Here is a 17,895-nt window from a genome sequence, read left to right as displayed (position 1 = left end):
ATCCTGGGCTTAGGGGATTTCGGATTCAGCGGATCTCGATGCCCTGGCCGGCGACGGTATGCCCGATCACGGGATAGCCGGGCACCTCGCCGACCACGAGCAGGCCGCCGGAGGTCTGGGCATCTGCCAGCAGCAGCAGATCGTCTTCAGTGACGCCCGCGTCGGCCCGTAGGTGCGGTCGGACCCAATCGAGGTTGCGCCGGGTCCCGCCGGAGACAAAGCCGTCCCGCAACGCCTCCCGGGCGCCCTCTACGAGCGGCACCGCCGTCCGGTCGATCACTGCCCCCACTCCGGAGGCGCGGCACATCTTGTACAAATGTCCAAGCAGGCCGAAGCCCGTCACGTCCGTGGCCGCACGCACGCCGGCCACCACCGCGGACTCGGCGGCGGCGCGGTTGAGGCGCGTCATCGTCGCTACCGCTTCCGCGAACACTTCACCGGTCTGCTTGTGCCGGTTATTGAGCAGTCCGACGCCGATCGGCTTGGTGAGCGTGAGCGGCAGCCCGGGCTGGGCGGCGTCGTTGCGCAGCAACCGGTCGGGATGGGCGACGCCGGTGACCGCCATTCCGTACTTCGGCTCCGGATCGTCAATCGAATGCCCGCCAATCACCGGGCACGCCGCCTCGGAGGCGACGCTCAGGCCGCCGCGGAGTACTTCGGTCATCAACTCCAGCGGCAGTACGCCGCGGGGCCAGCCGACGAGGTTGATCGCCATGATCGGCCGGCCGCCCATCGCGTAAATGTCCGAGAGCGCGTTGGCGGCAGCGATCCGGCCCCAGTCAAAGGCATCGTCGACCACGGGAGTGAAGAAGTCAGCGGTGGACAGTACCGCCAGGTCGCCGCGCACCAGGACGGCTGCTGCGTCGTCGCCGCTGTCAAGACCGACCAGCACGTCCGCGCCCGGCTGGCCGGTAAGGCCGCGCACCGCTTCTTCGAGCTCGCCGGGCGGAATCTTGCACGCGCAGCCACCACCGTGGGCATAGCCGGTGAGCCGGACTGCGCCGACGCCGTCGTTGTTAAGTTGCGGAATAGACGTCTCGGCCTCTTTCACTCCCCTAGGTTACCCCCGTGTGCGATCTGCTACATTGATCCCGGTGGCGTCCGGGTCCTGGTGGGCCCCCCGGTCTTCAAAACCGGTGAGGCTGAGTATCTCGGCCTGGCGGGTTCGATTCCCGTCCGCCTCCGCCAACCAACGGCACGCAATGCTGCGGAAGGAAGAGGGACTGTGGACCAGGTCGATCCCCGCCGCCTGATTCCGCGCACCGACGATCTGCTGGCACTGCCGGCCGTCCGCGGGGCCCGGAAACGCCTGAGTGCACGGCTCATCCGGGAACTCGTCCGGCAAACCCAGGAGCAGGCGCGGCGCGGTGAACTCGATCCCGGCGAGGTGGAACCGGCCCTGCTGGCCGCCGTCGCTGCCCGCACGGCGACCACCCTGCGCCCGGTGCTCAACGCAACAGGTGTAGTCATCCACACCAACCTCGGCCGCGCCCCGCTGTCTGCGGCCGCGGTTGAAGCACTTGTCGCAGCCAGCGGCTACGTCGACGTGGAGCTCGACCTGGCGACCGGCAGCCGCGCCCGCCGCGGCGCCGGTGCCCGGGCTGCATTGCTCGCCGCCTGTCCCGCTGCCGAGGACGCGCTGGTGGTCAACAACGGGGCTGCGGCGCTGGTGCTGGCCACCACGGCCCTGGCCGCCGGCCGGGAGGTGGTGGTGAGCCGCGGCGAACTGGTTGAAATCGGTGCCGGCTTCCGGCTGCCGGACCTGATCGAATCAACGGGCGCGACGCTGCGCGAGGTGGGCACGACCAACCGGACGCACCTGCGGGACTACGCCGGCGCCCTCGGACCGGCCACCGGCTGCGTACTCAAGGTTCACCCGAGCAACTTCCGGGTGGACGGATTCACCTCCGCTGTTGCATTGGACGAACTGAGCCCGCTGGCCGCGGCGCACGGGGTTGCCCTCGTGGCCGATCTCGGCAGTGGACTGCTGGCGCCCGATCCGCACCTTCCCGAAGAACCGGACGCTGCCACAGCGCTGGCCAGCGGGGCCGACGTCGTCATCGCCAGCGGCGACAAACTGCTGGGCGGACCCCAGGCCGGTTTGCTGCTCGGCCGGACGGAGATCATCTCCCGGCTGGCACGCCACCCGCTTGCCCGAGCGGTGCGGGCCGACAAACTCGCCCTCGCGGCGCTGGAGGCGACGGTCGCGGGCGAAGCACCGCCTGTTGTCCGGGCCCTGCACGCGGACCCGGAGTGGTTGCGGAACCGTACCGACCGGCTCGCCGCGGCCCTCGGGGTACCGGTCGTCGCGCACGACGGCCGGGTCGGCGGCGGCGGAGCGCCCGGTGTCGCCCTTCAGGGGTGGGCGCTCCGGCTCCCCGAAGCGCTCGCCGGCCCCTTGCGTAGCGGCGACCCGGCCGTGCTCCCGCGCGTCCACGACGGCTCCTGCCTGCTCGATCTGCGCTGCGTGCCCGAAGACGACGATGACCGGATACTCGACGCGGTGCGCCAGGCGCTGGCAACCCTCACGGGTTCGGATGCAGGCAGGGCGGGCTGAACCGTGCATGTCGTTGCCACCGCCGGACACGTCGATTGCGGCAAAAGCACGCTGGTGCGCGCGCTTACCGGCGTGGAGCCGGACCGCTGGGAGGAAGAGCGGCGCCGTGGGCTGACCATTGACCTGGGCTACGCCTGGACCACGTTGCCTTCCGGGCAGGATGTTGCCTTCGTGGACGTACCGGGCCACGAACGATTCCTCGGGAACATGCTCGCCGGAATCGGACCCGCTCCCGTCGTCTGCTTCGTCGTCGCTGCCGATGAAGGCTGGCAGGCGCAGTCAAGCGACCACCGGGACGCCGTCGCTGCGCTGGGCATTCAGTACGGCGTCGTGGTCATCAGCCGGACCGACCGGGCGCCCGGGCAGGTTGGTGAAGTGCTCGTCCGGACCCGCAGGGAGCTGGCCGGGACAGGCCTGGCGGATGCGCCCGCAGTGCCCGTGTCTGCGGTCGAGGGCACCGGCCTGGCCGAACTGCGTGCCGCGCTCGACGACGTGCTGGCCGGAGTGGCCGCCCCCGCCACCACGGGGCGGATCCGGCTGTGGGTGGACCGCTCGTTTACCATCAAGGGCGCCGGAACCGTGGTGACCGGAACATTGGCAGCGGGAACGCTCGCTCAAGGTGACCGGCTGCAGCTGCTCGGCCACGATGGTTCGCGGTCCGTGGTGGTCCGCGGCCTGCAAAGCCGCGACACGTCATACTCCTCCCTGGGGCCGGTCAACCGGGTGGCGTTGAACCTGCGCGATGTTTCCGCCGCCGACGTCCGCCGGGGAGATGCGCTGCTGACTCCCGACGCGTGGCCTGTCACGGGCGTCCTGGGCATCCAGCGCACTACCGGCGTGGCCTATACGGACGTGCCGGAGCAGCTCATGGTGCATGCCGGCACTGCTGCCGTGCCGGCCCGGCTGCGCCCCTTCGGTGCCGACCACGCCCGGCTTGTCCTGGACCGGCGCCTGCCGCTCGTTCTCGGAGACCGTCTGGTGCTGCGGGACCCCGGGACCCGCTCGGTGCTGGGCGGCGCGCAGGTGCTCGACGCCGATCCGCCGGCCTTGCGTCGGCGCGGGGACGGCGTCCACTGGGCCGAGCGGCTCGCAGGCATGGACGCCGCCGGTGACGTGCTTGGGGAAGTGGCAGGCCGCGGGGCCGCGCAGGAAGAACATTTGCGTCGGCTCGGGCTGTTGTCTGCGCACGAGGCGGCGCCCCCCGGCGTCCGGGTTCTCGGTGACTGGTGGGTTCACGCTCCCCTCTTCGAGGCATGGCAGCATCGGCTACGCACGGCCCTCGGGGAACTGCATGAGCGCGATCCCCTCGCCCCGGGCCTTTCCCGGGGCGCGGCCCGGAACCTCCTCAACCTGCCCGATGAGCGGCTTCTTGACCCGGTCATCCGCGAAGCAGGGCTCGAACAGGAGGGCGGCAACGTCCGGCTGCCAGGCACCCAAGGCAACCTTGGCGCCGTCGGGCCGGCGGTCGCGGAACTGGAACGCAGGCTGACTGCCGACGCCTTCCATGCCCCGGAAGCCGATGAGCTGGCCGCGCTGGGGCTGGGCGCCCGGGAGCTTGCTGCCGCCGAGTGCGCCGGGCGGCTGCTGCGGTTGCGCGATGGGGTGGTGCTGCTGCCTACGGCACCGGCCTTTGCGATGCGCGAACTGGCCCGCTTGGAGCAGCCCTTCACCACGAGCCAGGCACGCCAAGCCCTCGGCACAACTCGACGGGTCGCGGTTCCGTTGCTTGAATATCTGGACTCACGCGGCTGGACCCGGCGCCTGGATGCCGGTCACCGCATTGTGGTGCGGTGATCCGGGGCTTTTAGCCTCTCGCCCCGAAAGGCTGAGAGTCCTACTGTGGAACCATGGACGCCGCAGCAGCTAACGCCTTGGCCATTCCGCCGGTCTCAGTGCACCGTCCCACGACGGTCGCTGAAGACGCCATCACCCTCGCCGCCGGGGTCTGGCTGCTCGCCGGGACGTACGTGGACGGCTGGGCCCACAACAACCTCCACGACCTTGAGACCTTCTTCACGCCCTGGCACGCGGTCCTCTATTCGGGCTTTGCTGCCTGCGCCCTCTGGCTGGCCGCCCTGACGTGGCGCCGGCACGCACCGGGCGCGCGGTGGACGGAAGCGATCCCGGTCGGCTACGGACCCGCGGCTGCAGGCGTCGTCCTCTTCCTGGCCTCCGGGGCGGCCGACTTCGCCTGGCATTCGGTGTTCGGCATTGAGCAGAACCTCAAGGCGCTGTTCAGCCCGTCCCATCTGGGACTCGCTGCGGGCGCATTCCTGATCCTCGGCGCGCCGTTTTCCGCCGCATGGCATGCGCCAGAGCGGTCACGGCCACAGCTGGTGCCGGCCTTCGTGAGCGCGATGCTTTCCGGCATGGTTGTGGCGTTCATCCTGCAGGAGTTCGCTGTTTTCGCGCGCCACGGGCTCGTCCAGACGTACGCAGGCTCCGCAGCCCAGCCCGCGGTGACGGTTCCGACGTCGTCTGGCATCATGGTCGCCTTGGGATCGTTCTTCGTCTCAACGGTTGTGCTCTTCGTGCCCGTCCTGTTGTTGTCGCTGCGCTGGCACCTGAACGCGGCGGTGCCCGCGGCCATGGCATTCGTCCCCTCCGTAGCGATGCAGCTTATGGTTGCGATGCGGGACGCCTGGCTCGTGCCGGTGGCCCTCGTCGGTTCCGTGCTCGTGGGAGTGGTGTGGGCGGTGGTCCGCCCGGCCCCGGGCCGCCACGGAAGGCTCATGACCGCGGCGGCGCTCTCTCCCGTCGTGTTCTGGGCCGCGTACTTCGCCGGTGTGGCGCTCCACGATGGGGCCCTCAGCTTCTCCCCCGAGATTTGGGGCGGGACGCTCGCCTGGACTGGGCTCGAGATGCTGGGGCTGGCCGTGCTCACGCTCAAAGGGGGCGCTACGGCAGGCCTGAAGCACCAGCGGTAGCATCGCCGACGCCCTTCACTACAGCGAGCACCTGCGGCTCGTCCGGGACTCGAGCGCCGTCGTTGTCCGCACTTCGGAAGGAGCGGGTCACCGTTGCAGCTGCCCGGCCAGTCAAGAAGTGGGGCCAGAATTAGCCGTTCTACCAGGGCCATCTAACCTCCTGGTCATTCTCCGTATCCGCGTTGCTCTCCGGAAATCCGCAGTGCAGACTTCGCCTTTGAAGCCTTCGCCGGGAGCCCAGGCGGGCCTTCCGGAAAGGCGGCCCGGGCGGGTATAGCCGGCCGAGGGAGGGTCGTCTCAGGATGGCTGCACTCGCTCATGTCGTACCCTTACCACCGCCGGCAACTGGTGGAGTTCCAGTCGAGGCGGACGATACGGGCGGGCACGGACAATTCCGGAGATAAAGCCGCCGCATGAGGATACGATGCAGTCAACACCTGCCGGGAGCCCCGGGGTCAAGCGTGTTGTCACTGACCGTTTGGGGGAAACACGGTGAAACGTAGAACATGGATCATCCTTGCGGCGGTGCTGGCCGTCGGCGCCGTCGCGTTCTTTTTTGTCCGGTCCGCAGAAGACAAGGTCACCGCCGACATGGTCTCCCGTGCGGAGCGGTTCGCCATTCCCGCGGACTGGAAGGTGGAGGACAGCGTCGTGCGCCGGGAGATGTTCCTGTGCATATCGACCAACCCATGCCCCAGCGTCGCCAAACGCTGGGATGCCGGCAAGAAGCTCACCGTCGATGATTTGAAGGCCGTGAGCTCCGCGGCTGGTGTCCCCATGACCACCGAGGGCACCTGCTCCCGGAAGCCTAACGTCGGCGGGACAACAACGGTCTGCAGCAGCTCGGGAACCGACGGGGAGTACGACTATAAGTTCAATGTGACCAGCCCGGACAAGAGCGACTCGACGAACTTCGTGGTCCTCCTGGTCGAACCGCACCGCTGACCGCCCCGAAAAACTGGGTCCGGATGTTCAAGCTAACGCTCACGGACGGGAAGGTGCACACCGCCTTGTTCAAGTTCAGAAGCTGACGTTCCGCTCCCGCAAAGAAGCACCCCGCGCCTTCCGGTTCGGCGTGCTTCTTGTTTGAGGCCACGGCCCCAAGGACATCGCGGCCATTTGGTGATGCGAAGATCAGGGGGATGAGGCGGCAGTCCGTTTCCCGGAACACTTCGCGCAGGTCCGAGATGAGCGCGTCCCCATGAATGCTCTTTGTGGCCTCCTGGAAATCCATGCGGTCAGGGGTCAACGTGGCCAAGCGCGAAGATTGAGCCATTCCAACGTACTTGGCCTTTTCTCGAGCATTGCACGTCTTTGCTGCTCGGGGGTCCGGAACAGTAAGCACACGAAAACAGCTGCCTGGCCAGCCCGGCGGCCCGCTGTCGCCGTTCCCCCGGAAAGCTGCTAGTCAGCGCCTCGACCGCCCGCCGGTCACGAGCTCCAGCCGTTTCAGACTGGGACAGAAAACGGCTGGGGCCTGTGGCTGTATTGTCAGGCTTGGAGGAGTGCTGACTTGTCGGCGGCGGATTCCTCGATGGCGGCCATGACTCGTTGGACCTGCAAGCCGTCCTCGAATGACGGCGAGGGCGGAGTCCCGTCGCGGATGGCCATGAGGAAGTCGCGGATCTGGTGGGTGAAGGTGTGCTCCCAGCCGATTACGTGGCCTTGAGGCCACCACGCGTTGACGTAGGGGTGCTCGGGCTCGGTCACGACGATCCGCCGGGAGCCCTGCTCCGCAGCGGGGTCAGTCGCGTCGAGGAACTCAAGCTCGTTGAGGCGCTCGAGGTCGAAGGCGAGTGAACCGCCCGACCCATACACCTCAATCCGCAACGAGTTCTTCCGGCCAGTCGCCACCCGGGAAGCCTCGACCGATGCAACGGCCCCACCGGCAAGCGAAAGGGTGGCCCAGACAGCGTCGTCGACTGTAACCTCCTCGACTCCGTCCGGGCCAGGACGGTGGCCGACAAAGGTATGGAGGCGCCCGGAGGCTTCGGTGACGGTGTCGCTCAGGAGGTACTGGACCTGGTCGATCGCGTGCGAAGCGATGTCCCCCAACGCACCGGAACCTGCCGTCTCCTTCCGAAGCCGCCAGCTCATCGGGGCGCTTCGGTCGCTCAGCCAGTCCTGCAGATACGAGGCGCGGACCTGCAGGACCGTGCCGAGCCGGCCGGCTGCGATAAGTTGCCTAGCGTACGCAAGCGCGGGAACGCGCCGGTAGTTGAACCCGATCATGGATTGCACTCCCAGCTCTCGGGCAACCTGTGCGGCGGAAACCATGGCTTCGGACTCAGCGAGCGTATTCGAGAGCGGTTTCTCGGCCAGCACGTGCTTCCCGGCCTGGAGCGCTGCGATCGCGATCTCTGCGTGCAGCCATCCCGGGGCGCAGATGTCCACGATGTCCACATCGTCACGCCCGATGACTTGGCGCCAGTCGGTCGCCGACTCCGCCCAACCATAGCGGGCCGCAGCGTCAGAAACCTGGGCCGTGTCCCTGCCGACAAGGACGCGCTGCTCGATGGCGGGAACGTCAAAGTAGGCTCCAACGTTGCGCCAGGCGTGCGAGTGCGCTTTGCCCATGAACGCGTACCCGATTGCGGCGATACCCAGGGGGCGGCTCACCGGAGCGCCTCCTCGTGCGTCACCGACGTCGGCGCCGTGGGATGCTCCGGTCCGGTGCGATTTTCGTACCAGCCTCGGGGCCGGTTACTCACTTCCGGGGCAGCGCGTGCCACGTCGGGCCGGGCGGCCCAGCCGACCGCGTTGGCTATGACGCGCCGGATTTGCGCGTGGTGATAGACGGGGTATTCCTGATCGCCCGGGCTGAAGTAGAAGATTCTGCCCTTTCCCCGGGTGAACGTCACACCAGAGCGGAAGACCTCGCCACCTGCGAAGGAACTGATGAAGATAAGGTCGTCCGGGTCCGGTATATCGAACAGCTCCCCATACATCTCCTGCTCTGGGATGACGATGGGGTTCTCGATTCCGTCGGCGATGGGATGCGATGGCTTGACTGTCCATACGAGCTCCTGCTCGCCATCGTTGCGCCAAGAGAGAGAGCAGCTGGTGCCCAGGAGGCGGGTAAAGATTTTGGCGAAGTGCCCCGAGTGCAGCACGATCAGCCCCATGCCGCCGAGCACGTGCCGTTGTACACGGTCGACCACATGGTCACTAACCTCGGCGTGGGCCTTGTGCCCCCACCACAGCAGCACGTCTGTCCCCGCCAAGGTCTCCTCCGAGAGGCCGTGCTCCTCGTTTGACCGGAGGGTGGCGGTCGAGATGTCTGCGTCGGGTAGGGCCTCGCCGAGACCGGCTGCGATCGCTCCGTGGATGCCGTCGGGATAGATGCGCCCCATGTGTGCGGGTTCGTTGAGAGTCTCGTGCACTCCCTCGTTCCAGACCAGGACTTTGAGTTTGCGGGCGCTGTTCACAGTTGGACCTCCTTGCCTTCGCGGGCGGACCGGTAGCAGGCGTCGATGATTTCCGCCCGGTTCAGGGCCAGGGAGCCGTCGTGATGGCCCCAGACGGTTTCGCCGGCGCGTACTGTCTCGATGAAATCCTCGACGACGGTCTGGTGGCCGAGCCCGGGCCGGGCTTCGGGCATGTAGTCGGCGTTCTGCCCATCTTTGTCGGTAAAGATCCTGAGTTCGCCGACAGGGGCCGACGGCGATCCCTTGGCCTTCAGTTCCGCTCCCCCATCCGTGCCGTAGACCATGAAGTCGAGCAGGTCATCTTTCTCGCGGTAGCTGGCCCAGCCTGCCTCGATGAGAAGGGTGGCGCCTCCCTCGAGCCGGAGGAAGGCGGAGGCGAAGTCCTCGACCTCGAAAGGGTGTTCGTCATTCATTGGGGAGAAGCGGGCGCTTCCGCCGCGGCCCCGCGGGCCGAGCTCGGCATAGACCGTTGCCGAGACGCTGAGGACTTTCGGCTCGCCCAGCAGGTGGAGAGAGTAGTCAAGGACGTGGACGCCGATGTCGGCCATCGGCCCTCCCCCGGAGAGGTGCGGGTTGGTGAACCAGCTCCCGAGCCGGGGAATGCCTGTGCGTCGCAGCCACGATGCTTTGGCGTAGTAGGGGCGCCCAAGCCCGCCGTCGTCGATGATCGACTTGAGTTTTTGGATGTCGCCACGTCGCCGGTGATTGAACGCGACATCAAGTACCCTTCCCGACTTTCGGGCTGCGGCGACCATGGTGCGGCCCTCTTCGGCGGTGCGGGCGAGCGGTTTTTCGCTCAGGACATGGAGCCCGCGCTCAAGGGCGGCCACGCCGATTGGAGCGTGCAGGAACGTCGGAACGGCAACGCTGATGGCATCCAGGTCTTGATGCTCCAGCATGTCTTCCCAGCGGAGAAAGGCATGAGGAATGGTGTATTCGGCCTGAAGGGAGCGGAGGAGCTCCTCTTCCATCCCGGCGACGGCGACGAGCTCGACGCCGGGAATGCTGCTGTACGCCTTCAGATGCTGTTGGCCGGCCCAGCCGATGCCGACCACGCCGACCTTGAGTGCTGGAACATGGGACTGCTCGGGGTTCACGGAAGTTGTTCCTATCTGGATGTGACTGGGATTTAGGGTGTGAGGGTCCGTATGGAACGGTTCAGCCTTTGACTGCACCGGCGGTCATCCCGGCGACAATCCGCTTCTGGCAGATTAGGACAAGGACGACAAGGGGGATGGTGACGATGACGGATGCTGCACTGATCCGGCCAAGCGGTACGTCGAATTCGCTCATGCCGTTGAAGAAGGCGATTGCCACCGGTACAGGCCTGGCAGCCGGCGAGCTCGTCAGGGTCACCGCCAGAAGAAACTCGTTCCAGACCGAAATGAAAACAAGAATCGCGGTCGTCGCCAAGCCAGGGACGGCCAGCGGAAGGATGACCCTTCGGAACGCCTGAAACGGTGTTGCCCCGTCCACGTAGGCTGATTCTTCGAGTTCCCGGGGAATGTCCCGGAAGAAGGATGTCAGCGTGTAGATGGCCAGCGGCAGGGCAAAGGTTAGTTTGGGAATGATGAGGCCGACAAGGGTGTCGTAGAGGCCGATCTCGCGCCAGATAGCGAACAAGGGAGCAGCGATCGCGATGGCAGGGAATGTCGTGACCGAGAGGATCAAGGTCAGGATGAGGGCTTTCCGGCGCATCTTCAGACGCGCCAGTGCATAGGCGGCGAATGAGGCGAAGACGAGCGCGATGACGGTCGTAACGACGGCGATAATCACCGAGTTACGCATCGCCAGCAGGAAGTCACCGTTGCCGAATACGGCCAGATAGTTGTCGAGGGTCGGCTGGCTCGGGAACAGCTCCCCCTTGCCCAAACTCGCGCCCTTTTTCAGCGAGGTGCTGACAAGCCAGTAGAAGGGCACCAGCGAAAAGCCCATGACGACGACGACGAACACCCACACCAGCGGATGAAGGCGCGTTTTGCTGCGGCGGGGACGGCCGGTACCGGTGACTTCGGCGCTCCCTGCTGAAGGGCGGGCGGCAGTCAGGGTGCTCATCAGTGGTCCTCCCGTGCGATGTCGCGGATGTTCCCGCCCCCGAAACGGATGTAGACGGCGGAGACGATCATGACCGTTAGGAACGTAAGGATCGAAAGCGCCGACCCCTGCCCAACGAGCCGGTTTTCGTTCAGCTGGCTGTACGCCAGCATGGACATTGATTGGGTGCCGTTCGCGCCGTGCGTGAGTACGAACGGCAGGTCGAAGATCCTCAAGGCGTCCAGCGTGCGGAAGATCGCGGCCAGGACGATGGCAGGACGCAGCAGGGGCAGCGTCACGTGCACGAACGTTTTCCAGCGGCCCGCACCATCAAGCTCGGCAGCTTCATACGTTTCCTGGGTAATCGCCTGCAGACCGGCGAGGATAATCAGGGCAGCGAACGGCGTGGTCTTCCACACATCTGCCATCACGATCACGGCCATCGCATACCCCTGTTCGCCGAGCCAGACCACGCCCGCGCCGGGAAGGTGGAGGGCAGCGAGGATCTGGGGCACGAAGCCGGTGGTCGGATCAAACATGGTCTGCCACGTGATGGCGCTAACGACCGTGATGATCGCGTAGGGCACGAGTACGACCGTGCGGAGCACCGCGCGGCCGCGGAAGGCAAGGTTGAGCAGTAGCGCCATGCCTGTGCCGAGAACCATCTCCAGTGAGACAGAACAGGCCGCGAACAAGAAGGTTTGGCCGAACGCCTTCCACCAATCCTGGCCGGTGAGCGCCTCCACGTAGTTGCCCAGCCCGACAAACCGGGAAAGCCCCGCCTGCAACAGGCTGTATTGGTTGAGCGAGAGCCAGATTGCATAGCAAATGGGGACGGCTGCTACGAGGGCCATCAGGATCAGCGCAGGTGCGGTCATCCAGGCGGCGAGGCTACGCTCAGCATGGTCCCGAGTTCTGCGGGGTCGGTCGGGGACGAGGGTGCGGGTGGCTGACATCAGAAGCTGGCCTGCGCGGTCTTGATCTGGTCTGCCATGTTCTTCACGGCGTCCTCGGTGTTCGAAGCGCCCGAGAGGACGGCGTAGACGTTCTTGTTGATGGCCGCTGAAATCTGCGAGTAGACCGGGGAAACAGGCCTGGGCTTGGCACCTTTGACGGAGACCAGTAGTTCCTTGGCGAAGGGCATCTTCGCGAGGACCTCCGGGGCGGAGTACGCTGCCTCCCCTGCCGGGGCCTGTGAGTAGTCCATAGCGACATGCTTCTGCCAGTCGGGCGAGGACTCAAAGTTCACGAACGCGACGGCGGCGCCAGGGTTCGATGCGAAGGCCGAAAGCGCCAGGTTCCACCCACCGAGCACACCACTGCCAGTGGACTTGCCGTCGAAGGACGGCAACGGGGCGACTCCGAAAGTGTCCTTCAGGGGCGTTGCATTCAGCTGACCGTAGACGTTCGGCCAGTTGCGTTCGTATCCGAACTTGCCCGACTCATATGCCAGGCGCGTCGCATTTTCGTCGTACGTCAGGACGGCACGGTCAGCAGAACCGTTCTTGATGCCCTGCGCCATGAAGTCGAGGACCCTGCGGGTTTCGGGCGAATCGACCTTGACGTTTCCCTGGTTGTCAATGACGTCGCCGCCGGCGCTATAAAGGAGCTCCAGGAAGTTCACTGTGAGGCCCTCGTACTGCTTGGCCTGATAGACCACGCCATTGCCCGGGGACTTCGCCGCTTCGGTGTAGAGCTGCTGCCACGTCTCGGGCTTGGCCACCTTGTCCTTCGCGTAGTAGATCAGGCCGGCGTTGGTGTAGAACGGGGTGGCCCACGATTTGCCCTTGTACTGCGTCGTCGCCACCGTCGACGGAATCAGAGTGTCCTTGACGGCGTCGGTGACCTTGGTCATGTCCTGAAGCCAGCCCTGCGAGGCGAACTCGGGGGTCCAGGTGACGTCCGTGAGGTAAAGGTCGCACTCGCTCGACTTAGCTTGAAGTCGCTGCACAGCCTGAGTGCGGCTCTCATCGGTTGTGGCGCCTAAAACGGTGTACTTCGCGGTGATTCCCGGGTTTGCCTTCATGAAAGCGTCAATGGTGCCCTTGTAGAGGCCAACAGAGTCCCTCCCTCCGCAAACCGAAAGGCTCCCGGACGCTCCCTTCGCCGAGGCCGCGTCCACGACGGGTGCCGAAGGGCCGGCAGACGGCGCCGCGGTACCGCCGCAACCGCTCAGGGCGAGACCGACCGCTCCTACAGCCGCAACGACGCCAGCCATCGTCCGGCGGCGCCGCGACCGGGGGCTCCCGCCGCGCGGTCCCACGGACGATGAGGGTGAAGAAAGGGCAGTGTCCATAGCTTGCTCCTTGAAATTCGGTGCCTCGGGGCAGATCGGGAGAGATGCTGAATCGATTCGGCAACTGCGCCGAATTGACCCGTCAGGGATACAAAGAAAACTAGCGCTGGGACCGGGCTTGGGTGTTGCCGGATCGATTCAGCACTGCGTTGATCGTGTCAGGTGACGTGGATCACTGTCAAGCATCTTCTGTCTACGGCGCTTCGTGGCACCCGCACGATTCCCTGACCACAAGTTCCGGCGCAAACACCCGCTGCGGGACTCCCGCGGAGGGCTCCGCGATCTCTTCGAGGAGGAGTTCGGCGGCAGCGCGCCCGAGCATCTCTGGGCGAGTCGCGACAGATGTAAGGGGAGGTTCCCACAGCGCTGCGGTCCGAACGTCGTCGTAGCCGATCACACGAACCTCGCCAGCTCGTCCCGCCCTGCGCAGCGCCCGATAAACGCCAAAGGCAACCCCATCGCTCTGGCAGATGATTGCTTCCGGGAGTCGACCTCGTTCAAGGAGCTGTCGCCCCGCGAGCAGGCCGCCCTCGCCGTTCGAGGGACTCTCAACCTCAATGAGTCGGCCCGGATCCATGCCGGCATCCGCCAGCGCAGATCGAACACCCTCTATACGGTCCCGACGCGAGAGATGACGGGAGAACCCTCCGACGAAGGCGAACGTCCGGCAACCATGGCCCAAGAGGTGCTCGGCCGCCAGGCGTCCGCCCAGCCTGTCGTCGGGTCCAACATAAGGGGCGGATACGCCCTCCAGGTACTTGGTCACGAAGACGTGCGGTATTCGCGAGGCTTCGAGGCCTTCGAGGAAGGTCCTGCCCGACCGGGATGCTGGCATGACGGCAAGCCCCGCCACCTGGTATTCGCGAAGCTCAGCGATGAGTTCGTCCTGCCGCACGGGATCGTCCGAGGATGCGACGACCAGCGACCGGAAACCAGCCTCCGCGAGGGCTGCCTCGAGCCCCACGAGAAGTTCACCGAAAAAGGGGTTGGCAATGTCAGTAACAACAACTCCGACAGTCGTCGTCCGCCGGGTCCTGAGCGATGCCGCACCACGGTTGTAAACGTAGCCGAGTTCACGCATAGCCTGATGAACCCGATCACGGGTCTCAGAAGACACGCGCCCTGTTCCGGTGACCACGTTCGAGGCCGTAGTCCTTGACACGCCAGCGTGGGCGGCAACGTTCTTCAGTGTGACAGCATGGTCCATTCGCAAAAGATAGCAGGATCGATCCAGCGGCGACGACATGGTCAAGTCACGGCCGTCTTCGATCGGTGCCCTGCCGCGGCACCATGGCGGGCGCTAAGCCTGCCAGCCGCCAATGCGGATGCCCCGAGTTTGGCGACTGTCGAACGCCCCTATACCCGCGAGGCCGGATTGAAACCAACCCACCCCGTCTCCTCGGCTTAGACGGAGTCTGTCACCAGCTGGGCGCGGCCTTCTGCGAGCTGGTACGAGACACCGACCACGGCGGTGGAAGAATTGTGCACGCGGCGGCGATTACCGGGTAGCTTTCCAGCAGTCGCTCCGCTGTCAGCTTGGCATGGTCGACGACCATGTCGATGATTTCTGTCCTACCGTCCCGCAATGAGGTCAGCCCTGACGGAGTGATACGTTCCACCAGGTCAAGGCCCGGGACCTGGCCGGGACCCGCCCCGTCGATCATCTGAAGGCCGGCCCCGCTCCCCTGCTCCGTGTGCTCGAATCCTTCCGCTGGCGCTAGCGCCGGCCCTTGAGGGCACCGGCGGGGTGCGTAGCGTTGACCCATGGGGCTCATCTACGACAACCCGGACCTCGCAGCCCTCACGCTGACGCGCCTCGCCGCCGAAGAATCCGAAGGACCCGGCGCCCTGGAAGGACGCATGCGCGATTACCTCCGCGACCTCGAACAGCGAAACGGGACCGCGTATCTGGAGCTGGTGGCCATCACCCTCGCCCGGGTGCACTTCACAAGTCCCTGGACGACCTTGCCCGGGCGGCGGGAGCAGATGCCGTGGAACTTCTCGACGCCGCCGAAGTCGAGGCGCTGGAGGGCTTCTAGGTGCGGCCAGGCATACAGTGTTCAGGTGGAAATTACCGGCACGATTCAAGCACCCGACGGCAGCTACCGTGACAGTGCGGGGCACTCTACTAGCCATGCAACTGCCGCGTCGCGTGTCAGTCAGGACGATCTGCTGGTACAGGGGAAGTGCGCTCTTGGAGTATCGAGAGGATCTCGGGCCGATAGCGCTGCTGCACTCGGTGCTTGATTCCCTTCCTCATCTCCGAGATCAGCTTGCTGATTGACTCGGCATGACGGGATCGCCTGATGACCTCCCTGCGGCGCATCGGCTGAACCTATCCGCGCCGCGAGGGCTGAGGTGCTAGAGCGGCGGCTACCCCTGGGGATCGTGTCAGTGATGGTCGAAAACTGAGCCGCCTTCACAATGGCTCAGTTTTCGACCATCACTGACAGATCGTGCATTCCCTTGGGCGGCGGGCGGCTGCTGAACCTTCAGCCCTCCTCGCCGAGCATGTCGGGGCATGCCGCTCTAGCTAGCCGAGCGCTTCCTGGGGCGCCGCTTGCGCTTCGGCGAGCAGGGCATCGGCGAGCAGGGTGGCGGTCCGCACAATGAACGCACGACGCCGGGCCGTCCGGTCCGGGCTGCTGCCCGCCAGGAGGGTGTCGATTTGGGGCAGGACTGGCCAGCCGTCGCAGAGGGTTATGACGGTGATGAGCAGGTCTGCTGCGTCGGTCCGCTCGATCCCGGGGAGGACGTCCAGAACCTGTCCCACCTTGATGGCGCAGTGGTCCGAGCGAGTGGCGCGGCTGACGGTTTCCTCGCCGCGTTCCAGGCCTTCCCAGAACAGGAGTCGGGGCAGGACGCCGTCAGTGGTGTGGCGGTCGAAGAGGCGGCCGGCATACTCGCCGAACGCGTCGGGTCCAAGTCCACGGATGGGCACTTCGGTCATGACCCGGACCAGCTCGGCGGCCAGGACGGCGTCGAACAGCTCGTCCTTTTTGCCGAAGTACTGGTAGATCCGCTCCTTATTGACTCCCGCGGCAGCGGCGATGCGGTCCACCCGGGCCCCTGCCAGGCCCTTGGAACTGAATTCCGCCGTGGCAGCTGCCAGTAGAAGCTCTTTGGTCCGCTCGGTGTTCCATGCCATGACACAATCCTACGCAATTCCAACCAAGTAGTTGCAATTGCCGCGGGGCCGAATTATGGTCTTTGCAAGAAAGCAACCAAACAGTTGGAGATTTTCATGGACCCCGCCCCCCGCCACGATTCCGCAGCACCGGACGCATCCACCGAACAGGTGCTGCCGCCGGCGCCCCCATCCATCCATGTCCGCGCCGCAATCACCTGGCTGGCCATCTTTCCACTGGTTGCCATCGGAATGATGGCTGCCGCTCCCCTGATGGAGAGCTGGCATCCCATCTTCCGTGCGATGACACTGACCCTGGTGGTGGTACCCACTGCGGTGTACCTGGTGCTGCCACGCCTTTTTGCCGTATACGGCTTCCTGGCGAAACGCCGGAGCACCCGCCTCAAGCTAGCGACGATGCGACCACTTGCCGAGGCTAAGGAGGTAGCGCACGGCTAGACCGAGAAGCGGCCAGCGGGCGCTGACGCCGCGACGACAAATGAACTCCGTCCGGCCTTCTCCCTTGGTGTTCCTCAACTCGATGTCGGAACCAAGTCAACGTAACGTGGATATCTGGAAGGCCCGCCAGTCCCCCATTGGCGGGTCTTCCTTACGCCCTGAATCGGTCAACCCCGTCATTGGTTGACGCCTTCACACCATCCACGCGATACGAATCGCCCGTTGGCGCATCTTCCTGCAATCACTGGAAAATCCGACTTCAGGGAAAGTGCACACCACCCGAGGGACTAGATCGAGCCGTCGAGAGAGTAGGTTAAGGCGGCGAGGGACAAAATATGGACAATGTCCACGACCCCTTTGGCCGGACAAACACGCGATCAGCGCACCCTGTCTGGTCCGCAGAAAGCAGCTATCCGAAGAAGATCCTCGAAGAAAATTCGCCTTCGTCATGTCGTCACCACACCCTTGGCCATGAATGAGTGAGGGCCAACAACTGGCCACCGGAACAGCCAGATAGGACGGGCGCACACCCCAGATTCCAGCGGGCGAAGGGCCCGCCAGCAAGGACCCCGATACCGCCACCCACAGAACCGAACAGGTCACCGCGGCGCCAGGCACAGCCCGCGAACAGTGTCAGCAGGACGCATCCAGGGACAATGTCCACACATTAAAGCAAAAACCCCTCTGACGAGGGGTCATGCGTGCCCGAGGTGGGACTCGAACTGCATTCCGGCCCTTGAATTTCCGCCGCTTCCCCGAAAACCTGCGCATCCGGCCCAGTCCGCCGCCAGTACGACCCGATCCGAGGCCCAATCTGTGGACATTGTCCACACTCCTTTTGCCTACTTCGACGCCCCGCCTAGGCTGCCTGAACGGACGCCCGGGCGGTTCCGGAAGTTCGAAGGGTAGGACTCCGGAGCCGGACCGGCCCCTAACAAGCACAGCACTACGGCGCGGCCCCTATGCTGGCCATCGACCAACATCATGGTGGCGAATCCCTCCTCTCCTAACGTCTCATGGAGAAACGAACAGCGAACTGCATGACCAACTGACAGGCCGGCCCCAGG

At 65.5% G+C, this 17,895-nt stretch carries 15 protein-coding genes and 1 tRNA gene; 7 read left to right on the top strand and 9 right to left on the bottom strand.

What is annotated here, in order from left to right:
* Nucleotides 1-25: 25 nt before the first annotated feature.
* Nucleotides 26-1,030 (bottom strand): selenide, water dikinase SelD, encoded by a 1,005-nt coding sequence (gene selD / locus ACP4XC_RS09980; RefSeq protein WP_427175079.1) that lies wholly within the window; start codon nucleotides 1,028-1,030, stop codon nucleotides 26-28.
* Nucleotides 1,031-1,093: 63 nt separating this feature from the next.
* Here selD and ACP4XC_RS09975 point away from each other — a divergent pair.
* From ACP4XC_RS09975 to ACP4XC_RS09955, 5 genes are all read left to right on the top strand, one after another.
* A tRNA-Sec gene (locus tag ACP4XC_RS09975) sits at nucleotides 1,094-1,188 on the top strand.
* Between the two features lie 37 nt (nucleotides 1,189-1,225).
* Entirely contained in the window at nucleotides 1,226-2,557 is a 1,332-nt protein-coding gene (selA, locus tag ACP4XC_RS09970) for an L-seryl-tRNA(Sec) selenium transferase (RefSeq protein ID WP_427174785.1), read from the top strand.
* A gap of 3 nt (nucleotides 2,558-2,560) precedes the next feature.
* Nucleotides 2,561-4,351, top strand: a complete 1,791-nt coding sequence (selB, locus tag ACP4XC_RS09965; protein ID WP_427174783.1) for a selenocysteine-specific translation elongation factor — start codon at nucleotides 2,561-2,563, stop codon at nucleotides 4,349-4,351.
* 53 nt (nucleotides 4,352-4,404) lie between these two features.
* Entirely contained in the window at nucleotides 4,405-5,484 is a 1,080-nt protein-coding gene (locus tag ACP4XC_RS09960) for a hypothetical protein (RefSeq protein WP_427174782.1), read from the top strand.
* A gap of 492 nt (nucleotides 5,485-5,976) precedes the next feature.
* Nucleotides 5,977-6,429 carry a hypothetical protein gene (locus ACP4XC_RS09955; RefSeq protein ID WP_427174780.1) on the top strand — a complete coding sequence of 151 codons (453 nt, stop codon included), beginning with the start codon at nucleotides 5,977-5,979 and terminating at the stop codon, nucleotides 6,427-6,429.
* A gap of 546 nt (nucleotides 6,430-6,975) precedes the next feature.
* Here the strand turns inward: ACP4XC_RS09955 and ACP4XC_RS09950 are convergent.
* From ACP4XC_RS09950 to ACP4XC_RS09920, 7 genes are all read right to left on the bottom strand, one after another.
* Complete coding sequence (locus ACP4XC_RS09950) at nucleotides 6,976-8,103, bottom strand: Gfo/Idh/MocA family protein (RefSeq protein WP_427174779.1); 1,128 nt, start codon at nucleotides 8,101-8,103, stop codon at nucleotides 6,976-6,978.
* Nucleotides 8,100-8,912, bottom strand: a complete 813-nt coding sequence (locus ACP4XC_RS09945; protein ID WP_427174777.1) for a ThuA domain-containing protein — start codon at nucleotides 8,910-8,912, stop codon at nucleotides 8,100-8,102. Before ACP4XC_RS09945 ends, ACP4XC_RS09950 begins: the two co-directional genes overlap by 4 nt.
* The gene (locus ACP4XC_RS09940) at nucleotides 8,909-10,009 is read right to left on the bottom strand and encodes a Gfo/Idh/MocA family protein (protein ID WP_427174776.1); all 1,101 of its coding nucleotides are present in this window, start codon (nucleotides 10,007-10,009) and stop codon (nucleotides 8,909-8,911) included. Before ACP4XC_RS09940 ends, ACP4XC_RS09945 begins: the two co-directional genes overlap by 4 nt.
* Nucleotides 10,010-10,070: 61 nt before the next feature.
* Nucleotides 10,071-10,967 (bottom strand): carbohydrate ABC transporter permease, encoded by an 897-nt coding sequence (locus ACP4XC_RS09935; protein WP_427174775.1) that lies wholly within the window; start codon nucleotides 10,965-10,967, stop codon nucleotides 10,071-10,073.
* Entirely contained in the window at nucleotides 10,967-11,824 is an 858-nt protein-coding gene (locus ACP4XC_RS09930; RefSeq protein WP_427174774.1) for a carbohydrate ABC transporter permease, read from the bottom strand. The genes ACP4XC_RS09935 and ACP4XC_RS09930 overlap by 1 nt, the downstream gene beginning before the upstream one ends.
* A 77-nt stretch (nucleotides 11,825-11,901) precedes the next feature.
* Nucleotides 11,902-13,242 carry an ABC transporter substrate-binding protein gene (locus ACP4XC_RS09925; RefSeq protein WP_427174772.1) on the bottom strand — a complete coding sequence of 447 codons (1,341 nt, stop codon included), beginning with the start codon at nucleotides 13,240-13,242 and terminating at the stop codon, nucleotides 11,902-11,904.
* Nucleotides 13,243-13,435: 193 nt separating this feature from the next.
* Complete coding sequence (locus tag ACP4XC_RS09920; protein ID WP_427174770.1) at nucleotides 13,436-14,449, bottom strand: LacI family DNA-binding transcriptional regulator; 1,014 nt, start codon at nucleotides 14,447-14,449, stop codon at nucleotides 13,436-13,438.
* Nucleotides 14,450-15,006: 557 nt separating this feature from the next.
* Here ACP4XC_RS09920 and ACP4XC_RS09915 point away from each other — a divergent pair.
* A complete protein-coding gene (locus ACP4XC_RS09915) occupies nucleotides 15,007-15,489 on the top strand; it encodes a hypothetical protein (RefSeq protein ID WP_427174769.1) in 483 nt (160 codons plus the stop codon).
* 286 nt (nucleotides 15,490-15,775) lie between these two features.
* Here ACP4XC_RS09915 and ACP4XC_RS09910 read toward each other — a convergent pair whose 3' ends face one another.
* Entirely contained in the window at nucleotides 15,776-16,390 is a 615-nt protein-coding gene (locus ACP4XC_RS09910; RefSeq protein WP_427174768.1) for a TetR/AcrR family transcriptional regulator, read from the bottom strand.
* Nucleotides 16,391-16,486: 96 nt separating this feature from the next.
* Here ACP4XC_RS09910 and ACP4XC_RS09905 point away from each other — a divergent pair, with 96 nt between their 5' ends.
* On the top strand, nucleotides 16,487-16,828 hold the full coding sequence (locus ACP4XC_RS09905; protein ID WP_427174767.1) for a hypothetical protein: 342 nt from the start codon (nucleotides 16,487-16,489) through the stop codon (nucleotides 16,826-16,828).
* Nucleotides 16,829-17,895: the final 1,067 nt, after the last annotated feature.

Source organism: Arthrobacter sp. 92 (assembly GCF_050260325.1).
GTDB lineage: Bacteria > Actinomycetota > Actinomycetes > Actinomycetales > Micrococcaceae > Arthrobacter.
Note: the sequence above shows the minus strand (reverse complement) of the source record. Positions and strands in the feature narration are given on the sequence as shown.